The organism is Priestia megaterium (genome assembly GCF_046599315.1).
GTDB lineage: Bacteria > Bacillota > Bacilli > Bacillales > Bacillaceae_H > Priestia > Priestia megaterium_F.
In genome coordinates this window covers 1-15,474 of record NZ_JBKIKC010000006.1, presented here as the reverse complement: position 1 = coordinate 15,474, position 15,474 = coordinate 1, and the positions used below count along the sequence as shown (strand labels likewise).

Here is a 15,474-nt window from a genome sequence, read left to right as displayed (position 1 = left end):
CTCTCTAAAAAAAGCGGGGTTTTTCGTCCTGTTTATTTTACATTAGAATAAGAAATACTGTACATGCTGTTAAAATACGTATTATAAAGAGCTTGAACAGCACGATCCAAGGCGTCTGCTTTTACACCAAACATCATGCTTACCTCAGAAGAACCTTGGTTAATCATTTCAAGATTCACTTCAGCACGTGCAAAAGCTTCTGTAGCTTTTGCCGCGATTCCTACTGTGCTATTCATTCCTTCTCCTACTACCATAACCATAGCAAGATCACGTTCAATAAAGATTTCATCTACTTCAAGTTCGTTTTCAATTCGAGCAAATACACGCTTTTCCACATCGGGTGTAAGCTGGTGCTCGCGCATAATGACAGAGATATTATCAATTCCTGAAGGAGTATGCTCGTATGAAATACCTTCATCTTCTAAAATTTCAAGCAATCTTCTACCAAAACCAATTTCGCGGTTTAATAAGTATTTGCTCACGTGAATGTTACAAAAGCCTTTGTCCCCAGCGATTCCAACCACCGGCGTATCCCCGTGAGGACGCTCAGCTACAATAAATGTACCTTTTGCTTCAGGGTTATTTGTATTCTTTACACATACAGGAATGCCTAATTTATAGACCGGCTCTAACGCTTCATCATGGAATACCGAAAAACCTGCATAGGATAGTTCACGCATTTCTCTGTATGTTACTTCTTTCATTTCATTAGGCTTTTCCACAAGTCTTGGATCCACGCTGTAAATAGCATCTACGTCAGTAAAGTTTTCATACAAATCAGCTTTCACTCCAGCTGCTACAATTGAACCCGTGATGTCTGACCCACCGCGCGAGAACGTAACCATGTTCCCTTCTTCAGAGTAGCCAAAGAATCCCGGAATCACCAGAATACCCGAACGCTCTCTTAGCTTCGGCAGTTTTTCATAAGACAGCGGAAGCACTCTTGCTCTTCCTGGTTCATCGGAAACAAAAATACCTGCTTCTTTCGGATTTACATAATGAGCTTCAAACCCTAAATGATTTAGATAAGCAGCCATTACCTTCGCATTATTATCTTCTCCGCTTGCTTTTAGACAGTCTAATAAGCGAAACGGATCGTTTTTATGTAAATCAATAAGTAATTGTAAATTCGTAATAATGTCAGTGATAATCGTCTCAGGTATAGACAAGTCAACAACGATTTCACGATAGCGATCAATTACTTGCCCAAACTCATCTACATAATCTTCTCCGAGCTGTATTTTGGCAGAAAGTGCGATTAGCAAATCTGTCATTTTCGTATCTTCTCCGTATCGCTTGCCTGGAGCTGATACAACTACTAGCTTTCTCTCTTTATCAGACGTTACAATATGCGCAACCTGTTTAAACTTCTCTGCGCTTGCAACTGAACTCCCGCCAAACTTCGCAACCTTCATGTTTGAGACACTTCCTTACTTTGTTTTTAATATTCGATTATTGTAACATATTTTATCAAGTAGAAAAGCTTATCTATCTAACTTTTCTAAAAATTAAAGGAATACTAACGTAATTGTACTCCCATAAAGAACAAATGTCTACCACAAAAACACAAAAAGACTGATTTTACGTCATGTAAAATCAGTCTTTATTTGTTATTCTGCTTTTGGCTTTTTTAATACACCTACAAGAACCGCTGTTACAATTGCACCAATTAAGATTGCTAGTGCATATAAAAGAGGGTTTCCTTGTACAATTCCGATAACGAATACACCGCCGTGTGGTGCTGGTAAACCGATGTGGAACATCATTGTTAAAGCACCTGCTACTGCAGCACCGATAACCGATGCAGGAATAACGCGGCCTGGGTCAGCTGCTGCGAATGGAATCGCACCTTCTGTGATAAACGAAAGACCCATTACATAACATGTTTTACCTGTTTCACGCTCTTGGCGAGTAAATTTATTTTTGAATAATGTTGTCGCAATAGCCATACCTAATGGTGGAACCATACCGCCTGCCATAATCGCTGCATGAGGTGCATAGTTTCCAGCATCAATCATTGCAATACCAAATGTAAAGGCTGCTTTATTAATAGGACCACCCATATCAATTGCCATCATACCGCCTAAAATAATACCTAATAATACTAAGTTACCTGTACCAAATCCACTTAACCAGTGCGTTAAGCCTTTGTTAATTGCACTGACTGGTTCATTTACAACATAAAGCATAATCAGTCCTGAGATAAAAATCCCAAATAGCGGATAAAGAAGAACTGGTTTAATTCCATCAAGCGCTTGCGGTAAACCGCTGAATAATTTCTTTAATCCTACTACTACATAACCCGCTAAGAAACCAGCGATTAAACCACCTAAGAAACCGCCGCCGCCAGAAGCTGCTAAAAGACCTGCAACCATACCAGGAGCTAAACCAGGACGATCAGCAATACTCATTGCGATGAACCCTGCTAGTACCGGTACAAGTAAGAAGAATGCATTATCTCCGCCAATTGTTTTTAGCGCCGCTGCAAACGCATTGTACGTTGGATCTTTCGGCTCTGCCGAGTGAATACCAAACATAAATGAAATGGCAATTAAGATCCCGCCCCCTACAACAAACGGAAGCATTGCTGATACACCGCTCATTAGGTGTTTGTAAAACCCTGTACGCTCTGATCCTTTACTTGCTCCGCCTTCTTTGCTGCCACCGCCGCCGCTGTATACAGGAGCATCTCCTTTTAACGCGCGGTTAATCAATTCCTCAGGCTTGCGAATTCCTTCAGCTACTGGAACTTGAATGACTTTTTTTCCTGCAAAACGTTCCATTTCTACTTGCTTGTCTGCTGCAACAATAATAGCGGTAGCGTTTTCAATTTCTTCCTTCGTCAACGCGTTTTTAACACCGCTTGAACCGTTTGTTTCAACTTTGATTGTCACATTCATGTCTTTCGCTTTTGCTTTTAAGCTGTCCGCTGCCATATATGTGTGTGCAATTCCTGTTGGACAAGCCGTTACAGCAAGCACTAATTGATCTGAAGCTGTATCTACTTCTTCTTCCGGCGCTTCATTTTCAGTTTCTTTATCATCAATTGCTTTAATGACTTCATCAATTGATGACGCTGTTAGCAACGTTTTTCGGAACGATTCGTCCATTAATAACGTAGACAAACGAGATAATGTTTCTAAGTGAGCATTATTCGCTCCTTCACTCGCTGCAATCATGAAGAATAAGTGTGCAGGCTGTCCGTCTAATGACTCATAATCAATACCTTCTGTTGAGCGTCCAAATGCAATGGCCGGTGTTTTTACCGAGCTTGTTTTCGCATGTGGAATGGCAATGCCTTCCCCAATTCCCGTTGTACTTTGAGATTCACGGTTTAAAATTGCCTCTTTATAGCCAGCTCGGTCGCTTAAGCGACCAGCTTCGTCTAATTTTCCAACTAATTCATCAATAACATCAGCTTTTGATGTGCTTTTTAAATCAAGAATGATTGTATCTTTTTTTAGTAATTCAGTAATTCTCATTCTCGTTTCCCCCTACTCTACCTTTGTGATTGACACTTGTTCACGAAGCGTCTTTACATCTTCTGCTGTACATAATTCAAGTGAGAATGCTGTGGCACTTCCTGAAGCTACTCCTGTTTGAAAAGCTTCTAATAAATCACCTTGTTTTACGTAAGAAGCAATAAACCCAGCTACAAGTGAATCGCCAGCTCCAACGGAATTTTTCACCGTTCCTTTAGGGACTGTGGCACTGTAGACACCGCTTTCGTTAATAAGAAGTGCTCCATCGCCTGCCATGGATACAACGACGTTTTGCGCTCCTTTTTCAACCAACTTTTTACCGTATACTAGTGCATCTTCTGCACTATTTACTTCTACATCAAACAATTCTGCAAGTTCATGATGATTCGGTTTGATAAAAAACGGCTTGTGAGACACAACGTCTAGCAAGGTTTTTCCACTTGCATCTACTACTACTTTTACTCCGTTCGCCGCTGCTAGTTCAGTTAACGTTTCATAAATAGAATTTGGAAGCGTTTTCGGTATACTTCCTGCTAATACGAAGATATCGCCTTCAGTCATTTGCTTTACTTGAGCCAATAAAGACTGAAGCGCTTCGTCTGTAATAGCGGGTCCTTGACCATTAATTTCTGTTTCTTTTTCTGTTTTTAACTTTACGTTAATACGCGTATCTCCATCTATTCTTGTAAAAGCTGTTTCGATATTTTCGGCTTTCAAATAGTCTTCGATATAGGTTCCTGTAAAGCCAGCTACAAAACCGAGAGCTTTATTATCAACACCTAATCGTTTTAAAACACGAGAGACGTTAATGCCTTTTCCTCCTGGAAACTTCGCTTCATTCGTTGTGCGGTTAAGCCCGCCTTCTTCGAATGCTGAAACATGTACTACGTAATCAACGGATGGGTTCAACGTACATGTATAAATCATGATTTCACAACCTTTATGTCTGTTTTGTTTGCATACTGTATAAGTACATCGCTAGGTACGTCATTTGTTATAATTTTTGCTTCATGTAAATCGGCTATTTTCGCAAAGCTTGTTTCAAAAAATTTAGTAGAATCTGACAAAATATAAGATTCTCTAGACAGCTTCATCGCCGTTTGCTTGATCAATGCTTCCTCTGGATCAGGAGTTGTATACCCATATTGATGATGAATTCCATTTGCTCCCATAAAGCACTTGTCAAAACGATACTGCTCAAGGCTTAAAAGGGCTCCATTGCCAATTAAAGCGCCCGTTTTATGTTTAACAGATCCTCCAATTAAATAGAGGGTGATACCTTGTTCTAGCATCGGGTTTAAATGCATTAAACCATTTGTCACCACGACTACATCTTTTTGTTTTAAAAACGGAATCATTTCATACGTTGTAGTTCCTGCATCTAAAAAGATACAGTCACCTTCATTTATAATTGAAGCCGCATACTCTGCAATGTTTCGTTTATCTTGAACATTTTTAGCAGATTTTTCGATAACGCTCAGTTCGATTCGTTTACTGCGAACAAGCGAAGCGCCACCGTGAACACGTTTGAGCATTTGCTCTTCTTCTAGTTGACTTAAGTCTCTTCTAATTGTGGATTCCGAAGCGCCTGTAACTTCGATAAACTCTTGTACTTTTACAAGTTCTTTCTCTTTTAAAAGTTTTAAGATTAGTTGATGTCTCTCCGGCGTTAACATGTTCTAGCTCCTTTTTCAAAAAAGCGTTTTCATTTATTTCATGTACTTACTTTATCATGGTTTACACTCAAAATCAATCATAAAAAATCAAAAACATTCATTTTTTAATTACAAAATAAAGTTTTTTGAACGAACAATTAGATTTGTATTTGTTTTAACAATAGTTAATGCAAAAGGAAATAAGCTGGTAATTCAAGAATTTGTCTACTTTTCTCATTATATGTAAAGGGTTTCTTCTACTCAGTTAGCTATGACTGTTTTTGACTATTTCTTGACCGATTAAATATTTCCTGACTGAATCAAGCTTAGCTTGTCCTAATCTAATGAGAGCCTATACACCAAAAAAGTTGTCCATCTTTTTGGACAACTCGAAGTGACTCCTCATTTAAATAAAAACAGAAGCATATATAATATGGAAGCAAGGGCAGAAGAAATAGCTAAACTTGAGATAAAACGAACGAGTCTTTTTTTAATGAACTGCGTTAATTCGATTTCTCTTACTTGAGTTTTTTCATTTTGCATACAATATCCCTTCTTTAATTAAAATTTCCTAGTAGCTAGAAGTTACTGTTACTACTCGCGGAATATGCTTTTATGTATTGTATGCAAGCGTTAAAAAAAAGATACAAAACGAACAAAAAAGCTACTCTTAGCTAGAGTAGCTTTCATCTTCCCATACATTTGCTTCAATTACTGCATCCGCTCGAATCGAATATGTATAAAAAGGGCCTGTGACCATCAGCGTATTCGACTGCAGCGAGACTTTATCGATCGTCACTCGTTCATACCTTTGAATATGTCCTGCTTCATAGACGTGAAGCGTTACTGGATGATGCTCCGAGTAACTGTTCATAATGACATTTTCAATATGCTTAATCTTTTCTTTTTTCAACCCTAAGGACTGCTTATGCGCCTCGGGACTGTACATTTTCTTCATTTTCTCTAAATGCTCGGGCATTACTAGCTTCGCATACTGTTTTAATTCATCTTGATACACGTTCATTCTCCCCCTTGACTCTTGCTTCTATTTTACCGAACGAACATTCTCATTGCAAAACTTTTTAATCAAAATAAAAGCAAACAATTCATTTTTTCATACTCCATAAAAACTGTCAAAAGATTTTATGTTACTAGCAGAAACTGATTTTTAAAAAAATAATAATATCTCATCTTTAATTCGGTCTCTAGAGTTGGTATAATACATTGTCATGACTGTGTTTTCGGAGTTTTTGATGATTGGAGGTAACGTTCATGATTAATAAAATAAAAGAAATTATACTCATTATTCTAGGGAGCCTCATTTTCGCACTGGCCATTAATTACTTTGCTATTCCAAATGAATTAGCAGAAGGCGGCGTAACCGGTGTCACAATGATTACCTATTATGTATTAGGGTGGTCTCCGGGTATCACAAACTTTATATTAAACGGTTTGCTGGTACTGATCGGATACAAATTGCTTCATAAACGTGTGATTGTTTACACAATTATATGTATTATTTTCACGTCTCTATTCCTACATATAACTGAAGGGCTGGGAAATCCTCTTGACGATACGCTACTGGGGGCTATTTTTGCTGGTATTTTTGCTGGTGTAGGACTCGGACTTGTGTTTAGAGGCGGCGGAACTTCCGGAGGCTCTGCAGTTATTGCCCGCTTAGCTAATCAATATCTAGACTGGAATATTAGCAAAACGATGCTAGCAATTGATTTATTAGTTGTAGCAAGCGCTTATTTTGTCATCGGTGGAGAAAAGACGATGTATACGGTTATTTCTCTTTACATCGGAACGAAGGTGCTGGATTATATCATTGAAGGACTCAACCCTCGCAAAGCAATCACTATTATTTCACATCGTTCAGCTGAAGTAGCCGAACAAGTCAATAAAAAGATGCAGCGCGGCGTCACTGTTTTTTCTGCTCATGGAAGCTATACAAAAGAAGCAAAAGACGTATTGTACGTAGTTGTGAACAAACAAGAACTGCTAGAATTAAAGCGCATTATTCATAAAGTCGACGAACAAGCTTTTGTGGTCGTACACGACGTGCGCGACGTCTTTGGAGTAGGTTTTACCATTCCAAAAGCCAGTTGAAAACCCGCTGTAAAAAAGCGGGTTTTTTCTATTATATATGTTTGCGCTGAAAATACAGTAAACCTGCTGCTACAAAAAGCAGAAAGCTGCTTATAACAACCACTAAGAAATTCTGTGTAGTCAGCATCAACCCCCATGATGCTTTTCCGGTTACACCTAACATTCCATACATTGGCTGAGTCCATGGGTACCAGGGGCCAAATCGTTCAGAATTAGCAACGAATAAATTCGGTAGTGTTAAAATGACGTTGACTGTTAAAGATGCTCCAAAACTAGAAAGTGCCATTGACACAGCTAGCATAAACGCTAGAATTGGCAACACTGCAACCCAGCCGCCTAGCATATTTCCAGCTATCATTTTTAGTGGAATAGCATTTGGATAGTCTTTCAACATGCTAACTCCTAATAAAACAACAAATGCAAGCACTTGAAGAATTCCCATGAAAGCTGCTGCTGTAATCAATTTTGCTCCGTATACTGATGTTCTTGTCACAGGAAGAGATAATAATTGCTTCCACCCTCCCGCTTCGTGTTCGTACCGACAGATGAACGATGTTACTAACCCGCCAATTAACGGATAAAACAGTAAGCCGTGAACATTGGCAATCAAAGCATCTGCCATTAACCATTTCATCCTCCCGCTTGGCATTGCCTGATCACCTACAAAAAGGATAGCAGCGATAAGAATGGGACTAACAAAAAGGTAAGTCCAGGCTTTTGTTTTAAACAATTTAAACCATTCTATCTTGCATAATGGCCACAACATTTAGGCCACATCCTTTTTGATAAAGTGAAGAGCACCTGCAGCATATAAAAAAAAGCCGATAATTACACCTGTTATCATATACGTATTCCGATAATCGGAAAACACTAGCATTGGCCATTGCCAGAAAAACCAGCTCGGCAATTCTCTCATACCACTCATTGTCACACTCATCACAATACCTAGTGCAAGAGAACGGCTTTGATTTTTAAAAAGCATAGATAGCCATATTTGAATAGCTACAAACGGAATAGCCGAAAAGAACGGATAAAAGGTATAAACAAAAAGAGTTTTCCAAGAAGGAGGCAGACCAAATCCTAACCACCACCCTAGCCCAACTATACCGATTAATAGAACAGCAGAAGCGATAAGTAGCATAAACATAACTACTACAAATTTTGCTGTATAAACACTCAGTCTGCTCACAGGTAAGCTCAGCAGCTGCTTCCATGAGCTTCTATGATATTCAATATGCGCTACATTTGAAGCAAGAATCGTTCCTCCCAGTAAAAAAGCTATTGGAAGCGTGATGTTTAGTTCATGCAAAAGACCTTCCCACACATTCGGATTTTGCTGAATTAGATATTCATATCGAACGCTATAATCAACTAGCGTTAAGCCAATTACACCCGCTGGACCTAAAAATAGTAAAAACCAGAGCCATTTTCTTTTTAACTTTATACACTCACCCTGCAGTATTTTTGTGAACATATCCATTCTCCTCGCTCGTCAGCTTTAAAAAGATATCTTCTAGTGATTTTGTTTTTTCTTCAACGCGATAGATAGAGACATTTTCTTGCACGAGCTGATAAACGAGATGTGCCACTTGCTCATGATCAATATACTCTAGAAGGAGACTGTTTCTATCGATAGTAGGTACAAATCCGTTGGTTAATAGTATCGTTTTTGCTTTTTCTATCTCTCCTATTGTAAATGCCACTTGATGTTTGGCCTTTTTGCGAAGCGATTCAATTGATCCATTAAATAGCATTTTTCCCTTTGTAATAATGCCTACTTGAGTCGCTAAGTGGTCAATTTCATAAAGTAAATGACTTGAAATTAACACGGTAACTCCATTTTTTTTTGGCATTTCTTTGATTAACGAACGAATTTCTTGAATTCCTGCAGGATCTAGTCCGTTGGTTGGTTCATCTAAGATCAATAAACGAGGATTTCCGAGAAGGGCAGAAGCAATGCCAAGACGCTGCTTCATCCCAAGAGAGAAGCCTTTGACTGGACGATTTGCTTCTTTCGTTAATTTTACGATATCTAGTACTTCTTCCACTCTGTCTTTAGCTACACCCAGTATTTTGCGAAGTACCTCTAGATTTTCTCTTGCAGTTAAATGCGCATAATAGGAAGGGCTCTCTACAAGTGAACCTATCTTTTTTAAGGCTTGAATATGCTGCCTGTGATTTTTTATTCTTTCTCCAAACAGCTCGATTTCCCCTCTTGTTGGCTTCATTAGCCCGAGCAGCATTCGAATCGTTGTCGTCTTCCCTGCTCCGTTGGGTCCTAAAAACCCGTAGATTTCTCCTTCTTTAATGGATAAATTCACTTCATTTACAGCTTCTGCTCCTTTAAATACTTTTATCAGCTGAGTCGTTTTAACAATTTCCACTTTTATCACCTCTCCTTTACTATAAACAGCCAAAGTTAAGAGGAAGGAAAAGAAAGGTTAAAATTCGTTTAAAAAAGCGAGTGAATTAATCACTCGCTTTGTACACAATTTGAATATCCGTTCCATGTTTTGTAGAATGAATTGACCACGTTAACCCCATTTCTTTAATCATCGCATCCACAATCGCTAGACCTACACCGTTTTGCTTCGTATGGCTATTCTTTTTAAAGCCTGACCCTTTATCAAAAATGATAAGAGAAGATGAACCGTTATCTTGAACAAGACAAAAACCAATAAAGCGACCTTCTTTGGCATGACGAATGACATTTTGACATAAATTATCTACTATTCTTTCTAACCACTGAACATCTCCGCGCCAATATATGGACTGAGAAGGCAGTTGAATATCCACTTCCATATGCTCTTCTTCAAATAGTGGATACCACTGTGCAATGCTTTTTCGAAGAAATCGAACCATATCGATCTCCTCTTCTCGATACGGATATTTTCCATTTAACAGCAGCGTATAGGAAAATAAATTATCTATTAAACTGCTGACAAATTCTACTTTCGTATCAATTACTTCAAGAGATTGTTGAACGTTCAAGGCCATTTCTTCGTTTTTCAGCTGATAAATATGAGTTCGAACAGTCGTGAGCGGTGTTCTTAAGTCATGCGATAGACTCATAATTAAGTCTTGCCGCAGCTGTTCTTCTTGCTGCTCCCGGTCCCGGCTTTCATGAAGCTGTTTAACCATTTGATTAAACGATTGTTCTAGCTGCCCAATCTCATCCGTGAACCCAGATACAACAGGTAAAGGAATTCCTCGTTCGTCTTTGATATTCATAGCAGCTTGTAACGATCGCAGCCTTTTTCGAATTCGAAGGAAAAACAGTAGAGAAAGCACAATAAAAGAAAGCACAATTATAAAAACAAACCCTAAATAAATATTATAGTAGGCTGGATCTAGCTTCTGAATAGGCAGCTCAACGGCTTTTTCCGGGACTTCAACTACCATAAAACCCTGCTTTTTATCTGTTCCGATAAAGGCAAGAACCGTATACGGGTCGTTTCCATATCGAATTTTTATAAATTCAGCCGTATAAGAAGATGACCATTGCTTCGGAAGTGATTTATGGTAAGGAAGGGGAAGTTGCGTTTGTCCAGCTTCGTTTACCCAGAACATTGAAGCTTCAGGGTATTTTTCTTTTAATAATTTTAGCTTTTGATTAATTGTTTTCTCATTTGCTCCTTCTAGCTTTTGGGCTTCTTCATTCCACATTTGTTCGTAGTAGCTTTTTCCTTTATACTCTTCATTTAATAATCCTTGAATATGCATAAAAGGAACGGTGATCAGCCATGAGCCTGCAAAAAATGATACCGGTATAATTAGTACAGCTGCAATCATAATTAAGATATACTTCGTGATAAGAGACTGTTTAACGTTCATTGCTTCACCCTGTAGCCAATCCCTCGTATTGTTTCAATAATTTCAGGCTTAGCTGCATTTTTCTCCAATTTTTCTCGCAAATAGCGAATATGTACCATTAATGTTTTATCACCTTCTATATAACGCTCTTTCCATACCCCTTCATAAATTTGTTCTTTTGTTAAAATTTGATTTAAATGCTGAAGGAAATAAGTAAAAATATGAAATTGCTTACCTGTTAAACTAATTTCTTCACTTGTCTCTCTATTCATCACGCGATAGTCTCTCATCGAAATATGCAAATGTTTTAAAAAAAGCTCTTCTTTCTTTCTTGAAAATCTTCTTAACAATACTTCAAGCCTTGCAAGCAGCTCTTCTGGATGAAAGGGCTTTGTGACATAGTCATCGGCAAACTCTAGCCCCATAATCTTATCTTCTAAAGCTGTACGAGCCGATAGCATTAAAATTGGGACATCAGGTGCTAGTTTTTTAAGCTTTTTTCCCACTGTAAATCCATCTAATCCAGGAAGCATTACATCTAAAATGACAATATCCGCTTGTTCAATAAACTGACTGGCGATATCTCCTGATTGTAACCAAGTAACTTCATAGTTTTTCTTTTTAAGCTCATTTTGAATCATTAATCCAATTTCTTCATTGTCTTCAATGTATAAAACGTAATTCATATGCACACCCCTTTACTTCTTTTTCCATTTTATCGAATTCTTCTTAGCAGTAAAAGACAAAAAAGCTAAAAGGCGATGCCTTTTAGCTTTTTTCTTTACACGTCCATTTAATTAACAAGCCGCAGTGCGTTAATCCTCCCCCAAATCCATAGAGAATAAGGAGGTCATTATCCTGTACTTTTCCTGTCAGTATTCCTTCGTTTAAAGCAAGCGGAATAGAAGCTGAAGATGTATTTCCGCAGTATTGCACACTCGTTAACGTTTTATCCATTGAAACACCTGTTTTAGCACAAATAGCTTCAATCATTCGAAGGTTTGCGCTGTGCGGAATAAACCAATTTACATCAGAAAGAGAAATAGGTGTATTTTGCAATAAGGCTTCTACTCCTTTTGGAACCGTTCGGACGGCAAAACGATATACTTCACGCCCGTTTTGAACTAAATTCCCGCTCGAGTTAATTTCTTTTCCTGAAAGAGTGTTAGATAAGTTAGAACGATATAAATTTCCCCCTCCGCTTCCGTCTGTTCCGTAGTGACATCCTAAGAAACTTGGGTTATGCTTATCGTACTCTACAAGCATGGCTCCCGCTCCATCACCAAACAGTACGCATGTTGCCCGGTCCGTATAATCTGTAATTTTCGACATAACTTCCGCACCGATAACTAAAATCTTTTTATGCAGTCCTGCTGTCACTAAGCCATTGGCCATATGAAGGCCATATGTAAACCCGGCGCATGCAGCGCTTAAGTCAAATGCTGCAGCTTGCTCAATATGAAAATATTCTTGAACCTGACATGCTACGCTAGGAAAAAAGTGATCCGGCGTTGTTGTCGAAACAATAATTGCATCTACATCTTTTATTTCTACAGCATATCGGTTAAGCAAATTTCCAACTGCTCGAATGGCAAGCGTAGACGTGTATTCGCCTTCCCCCACAATTCGTCGTTCTTTCATTCCCGTACGCTGCACAATCCATTCGTCATTTGTATCAACCATTTCTTTTAAATGGTCGTTCGTTAATTTTTGCTTTGGTGTATACGTCCCCATGCCTGTGATTCTAGCTTTTGATTGTATCATTTCTCCACCTCAAATAAGTTGATACTTAATTATAACACCTACTTTTAATATCTGGTACTAATTTTTAATAGATAAAAAGCGCAAAGGCATACCCTTTACGCTTTTTATCAAATAGAATAATCTTCTGGAATAAATACTTTTAGCTGCTTAGGCTTTACATACACCTGATCTCCGACTTGAAGGCTGAGTGTTTTATAATGCTCTTTGCTTAATTCAGCTTCTAAAAATTCTTCTGCATCTTCTCTTTCTAATTCAATTTGTACGATAGGTCCTATCACATGAATATGGCTAACGGTTGCAGAAACGGCATCTGCGCTTGTGTTTACCTTTTCAAGGTGAATATCATGAGGTCGCACATAACCAACAGCTGCTTCTTCATTTCTTCCGCTAAATTCTGGAACATCCATTTCAAAGCTTCCTTGTTTTAGTCTGCCTTTATGAATGCGGCCCTTGAATAAATTGACGTTCCCTAAAAAATCGTACACAAATGGACTGTTAGGATGATCATATACTTCCTCAGGACTTCCAATCTGCTCAATTTTTCCGTTGTTCATCACAACAATACGATCGGCCACATCTAAAGCTTCTTCTTGATCATGCGTAACGAAAATGCTCGTAATATGAAAGTCATTATGCAATTTACGCAGCCATCTGCGTAAATCCTTGCGAACTTTCGCATCCAAAGCTCCAAAAGGTTCATCTAATAGTAGTACTTTCGGTTCTACTGCTAACGCTCGAGCAAGCGCTACTCGCTGACGCTGTCCGCCCGATAATTGAGAGGGATAGCGATTTGCAAGCGGCTCTAGTTTAACAAGCTGCAGCAGCTCGGTTACTCTCCTGTTAATGTCTGTTTTAGAAGGCCTTGTTTTTTTAGGTCGTACTTTTAAACCATACGCAATGTTATCAAACACAGTCATATGCCTGAACAAAGCATAGTGTTGAAAAACAAACCCTACATTTCGCTCTTTTGGATTTATGTGCGTAATTTCCTTTCCATCAAATAAAATAGCTCCTTGATCAAGATGTTCAAGACCGGCAATGATACGAAGCAAAGATGTTTTTCCAGAACCGGACGGACCGAGTAAAGCTACTAATTCGCCCGTTTGAATATCAATGTTAATAGAATCCAGCGCTTTAAAATCACCAAAGTTCTTTGATACGTGCTTAATATGGATACTCATCTCATAAGCTCCTTCTTATTTAAATATGTTTGACTTTCCACTCAATAATATTTTTTATAATTAATGTAAAAATAGCTAAAATTGACATTAAAGATGCTACCGCAAACGCTGCTGCAAATTGATATTCATTGTAGAGAATTTCAATATGAAGAGGCATCGTATTTGTCACTCCTCGAATGTGCCCCGATACAACAGAAACAGCTCCAAACTCTCCCATTGCGCGCGCATTACATAAAATGATGCCATATAATAATCCCCATTTAATATTAGGTAATGTCACCAAGAAAAAGGTTTTGAAACCGCTGGCTCCTAACGTTAACGACGCTTCTTCTTCGGCTGACCCTTGAGCTTGCATGAGTGGAATCAATTCTTTGGCAACAAACGGAATCGTTACAAAAAGAGTAGCTAATATAATACCGGGAATAGCAAAGACAATTTTAATATCTTGATTAAACAACCATTCTCCGAATAACCCTTGTGCACCAAATAATAAAATAAAAACCAATCCAGCAATAACAGGTGAAACAGCAAATGGTAAATCAATAAGCGTAATTAAAATATTCTTTCCTTTAAAATCAAACTTTGTAATTAACCATGCAGCTACCACGCCGAAAACGGCATTTAAAGGAACAGTAATAAGCACCACAATTAGCGTTAGTTTAATAGCAGCCAAAGCATCCGGATTTGTAATCGTAGCGAGATACGTTTCCCACCCTTTTTGAAAAGCTGTCATAAAAATGGTGATGAGCGGAAGCACTAAGAATAGAGCTAAAAAAGCCAGTGCAATAAATGTAAGCAGCCACTGGACGACTTTGGGCTCTTTTAAACTAGAATGATTAAGTTTAACAGTCGTTTTTGCATGCTGCATTGGAACATGTCCTGCCAATGTCATCCCTCCTTAACTATGTACAAATTTACGATTTGTCCACCATTGAATAATATTAATAAGTAATAACAGAAAAAATGATACAACGAGCATGACTGATGCAATAGCAGTAGCGCCAGCATAATCGTACTGCTCGAGTTTTGTCATAATAATAAGCGGCGTAATTTCAGTTTTCATCGGCATATTTCCAGCAATAAAAACAACCGAACCGTATTCTCCAAGCGCTCTTGCGAATGAAAGAGAAAAACCAGTTAAAATAGCAGGCACCAGCTCCGGGAAAATAACTTTTCCGAATGTTTGCATTCGACTGGCTCCTAAACTAGCGGATGCTTCTTCTATCTCTGCATTAAAGTTTTGCAATACCGGCTGCACCATTCGGACCACAAACGGCAGACCTATAAACGTAAGAACGATAATAATTCCGATAGGCGTAAATGCGATTTTAAACGTAAATAATTGACCAATCCATCCTTTAGGGACGTAAAGGGTAGTCAAGGCAATGCCTGCAACAGCTGTTGGTAAGGCAAACGGTAAATCCACAAGTCCGTCAATAAACCTCTTTCCGGGAAAATGATATCTCA

16 protein-coding genes are annotated in these 15,474 nt (G+C 38.5%); 1 reads left to right on the top strand and 15 read right to left on the bottom strand.

Annotated elements, in window-relative coordinates; translation table 11 throughout:
* Window positions 1-32 precede the first annotated feature (32 nt).
* The 6 genes from ACLHDF_RS17960 to ACLHDF_RS17935 form a co-directional block, all read right to left on the bottom strand.
* Window positions 33-1,415: an aspartate kinase gene (locus ACLHDF_RS17960; RefSeq protein ID WP_413920063.1), complete on the bottom strand. Its 1,383-nt coding sequence runs from the start codon at window positions 1,413-1,415 to the stop codon at window positions 33-35.
* Window positions 1,416-1,610: 195 nt separating this feature from the next.
* Window positions 1,611-3,482, bottom strand: coding sequence for a fructose-specific PTS transporter subunit EIIC (locus tag ACLHDF_RS17955; protein ID WP_413920062.1), 1,872 nt, complete (start codon window positions 3,480-3,482; stop codon window positions 1,611-1,613).
* A 12-nt stretch (window positions 3,483-3,494) separates the two neighbouring features.
* On the bottom strand, window positions 3,495-4,409 hold the full coding sequence (gene pfkB, locus ACLHDF_RS17950; RefSeq protein ID WP_413920061.1) for a 1-phosphofructokinase: 915 nt from the start codon (window positions 4,407-4,409) through the stop codon (window positions 3,495-3,497).
* Window positions 4,406-5,158: a DeoR/GlpR family DNA-binding transcription regulator gene (locus ACLHDF_RS17945; protein WP_413920060.1), complete on the bottom strand. Its 753-nt coding sequence runs from the start codon at window positions 5,156-5,158 to the stop codon at window positions 4,406-4,408. Before ACLHDF_RS17945 ends, pfkB begins: the two co-directional genes overlap by 4 nt.
* 381 nt (window positions 5,159-5,539) lie before the next feature.
* Window positions 5,540-5,680, bottom strand: a complete 141-nt coding sequence (locus tag ACLHDF_RS17940; protein ID WP_013056833.1) for a hypothetical protein — start codon at window positions 5,678-5,680, stop codon at window positions 5,540-5,542.
* 127 nt (window positions 5,681-5,807) lie between these two features.
* Window positions 5,808-6,161, bottom strand: coding sequence for a YolD-like family protein (locus ACLHDF_RS17935; protein WP_413920059.1), 354 nt, complete (start codon window positions 6,159-6,161; stop codon window positions 5,808-5,810).
* 248 nt (window positions 6,162-6,409) lie between these two features.
* Between ACLHDF_RS17935 and ACLHDF_RS17930 the strand changes: the two genes are divergently transcribed.
* Complete coding sequence (locus ACLHDF_RS17930; RefSeq protein WP_221782907.1) at window positions 6,410-7,249, top strand: YitT family protein; 840 nt, start codon at window positions 6,410-6,412, stop codon at window positions 7,247-7,249.
* Between the two features lie 31 nt (window positions 7,250-7,280).
* Here ACLHDF_RS17930 and ACLHDF_RS17925 read toward each other — a convergent pair whose 3' ends face one another.
* From ACLHDF_RS17925 to cysT, 9 genes are all read right to left on the bottom strand, one after another.
* Entirely contained in the window at window positions 7,281-8,015 is a 735-nt protein-coding gene (locus ACLHDF_RS17925) for an ABC transporter permease (RefSeq protein ID WP_413920058.1), read from the bottom strand.
* Complete coding sequence (locus ACLHDF_RS17920; RefSeq protein WP_413920057.1) at window positions 8,016-8,723, bottom strand: ABC transporter permease; 708 nt, start codon at window positions 8,721-8,723, stop codon at window positions 8,016-8,018.
* A complete protein-coding gene (locus ACLHDF_RS17915) occupies window positions 8,698-9,633 on the bottom strand; it encodes an ATP-binding cassette domain-containing protein (protein WP_413920056.1) in 936 nt (311 codons plus the stop codon). The genes ACLHDF_RS17920 and ACLHDF_RS17915 overlap by 26 nt, the downstream gene beginning before the upstream one ends.
* A gap of 85 nt (window positions 9,634-9,718) precedes the next feature.
* Window positions 9,719-11,083, bottom strand: a complete 1,365-nt coding sequence (locus tag ACLHDF_RS17910) for an ATP-binding protein (protein WP_413920055.1) — start codon at window positions 11,081-11,083, stop codon at window positions 9,719-9,721.
* Window positions 11,080-11,748, bottom strand: a complete 669-nt coding sequence (locus tag ACLHDF_RS17905; protein WP_413920054.1) for a response regulator transcription factor — start codon at window positions 11,746-11,748, stop codon at window positions 11,080-11,082. The genes ACLHDF_RS17910 and ACLHDF_RS17905 overlap by 4 nt, the downstream gene beginning before the upstream one ends.
* An 82-nt stretch (window positions 11,749-11,830) precedes the next feature.
* Window positions 11,831-12,826 carry a ketoacyl-ACP synthase III gene (locus ACLHDF_RS17900; RefSeq protein WP_413920053.1) on the bottom strand — a complete coding sequence of 332 codons (996 nt, stop codon included), beginning with the start codon at window positions 12,824-12,826 and terminating at the stop codon, window positions 11,831-11,833.
* A 107-nt stretch (window positions 12,827-12,933) separates the two neighbouring features.
* Window positions 12,934-14,007, bottom strand: a complete 1,074-nt coding sequence (locus ACLHDF_RS17895; protein WP_413920052.1) for a sulfate/molybdate ABC transporter ATP-binding protein — start codon at window positions 14,005-14,007, stop codon at window positions 12,934-12,936.
* Window positions 14,008-14,026: 19 nt separating this feature from the next.
* Complete coding sequence (gene cysW, locus ACLHDF_RS17890; protein WP_413920051.1) at window positions 14,027-14,893, bottom strand: sulfate ABC transporter permease subunit CysW; 867 nt, start codon at window positions 14,891-14,893, stop codon at window positions 14,027-14,029.
* Window positions 14,894-14,905: 12 nt separating this feature from the next.
* A partial coding sequence (gene cysT / locus ACLHDF_RS17885) for a sulfate ABC transporter permease subunit CysT (protein ID WP_413920050.1) occupies window positions 14,906-15,474 on the bottom strand: 569 nt, incomplete at its 5' end.

Bases quoted from the DNA above. Each gene is read 5' to 3' on its own strand.
- ACLHDF_RS17935 (WP_413920059.1), bottom strand. From the start codon at position 6,161: ATGAACGTGTATCAAGATGAATTAAAACAGTATGCGAAGCTAGTAATG.
- ACLHDF_RS17900 (WP_413920053.1), bottom strand. From the start codon at position 12,826: ATGATACAATCAAAAGCTAGAATCACAGGCATGGGGACGTATACACCA.
- ACLHDF_RS17925 (WP_413920058.1), bottom strand. From the start codon at position 8,015: ATGTTGTGGCCATTATGCAAGATAGAATGGTTTAAATTGTTTAAAACA.
- ACLHDF_RS17955 (WP_413920062.1), bottom strand. From the start codon at position 3,482: ATGAGAATTACTGAATTACTAAAAAAAGATACAATCATTCTTGATTTA.
- ACLHDF_RS17960 (WP_413920063.1), bottom strand. From the start codon at position 1,415: ATGAAGGTTGCGAAGTTTGGCGGGAGTTCAGTTGCAAGCGCAGAGAAG.
- ACLHDF_RS17930 (WP_221782907.1), top strand. From the start codon at position 6,410: ATGATTAATAAAATAAAAGAAATTATACTCATTATTCTAGGGAGCCTC.
- ACLHDF_RS17940 (WP_013056833.1), bottom strand. From the start codon at position 5,680: ATGCAAAATGAAAAAACTCAAGTAAGAGAAATCGAATTAACGCAGTTC.
- ACLHDF_RS17945 (WP_413920060.1), bottom strand. From the start codon at position 5,158: ATGTTAACGCCGGAGAGACATCAACTAATCTTAAAACTTTTAAAAGAG.
- ACLHDF_RS17905 (WP_413920054.1), bottom strand. From the start codon at position 11,748: ATGAATTACGTTTTATACATTGAAGACAATGAAGAAATTGGATTAATG.
- pfkB (WP_413920061.1), bottom strand. From the start codon at position 4,409: ATGATTTATACATGTACGTTGAACCCATCCGTTGATTACGTAGTACAT.
- ACLHDF_RS17895 (WP_413920052.1), bottom strand. From the start codon at position 14,007: ATGAGTATCCATATTAAGCACGTATCAAAGAACTTTGGTGATTTTAAA.
- ACLHDF_RS17910 (WP_413920055.1), bottom strand. From the start codon at position 11,083: ATGAACGTTAAACAGTCTCTTATCACGAAGTATATCTTAATTATGATT.
- ACLHDF_RS17920 (WP_413920057.1), bottom strand. From the start codon at position 8,723: ATGTTCACAAAAATACTGCAGGGTGAGTGTATAAAGTTAAAAAGAAAA.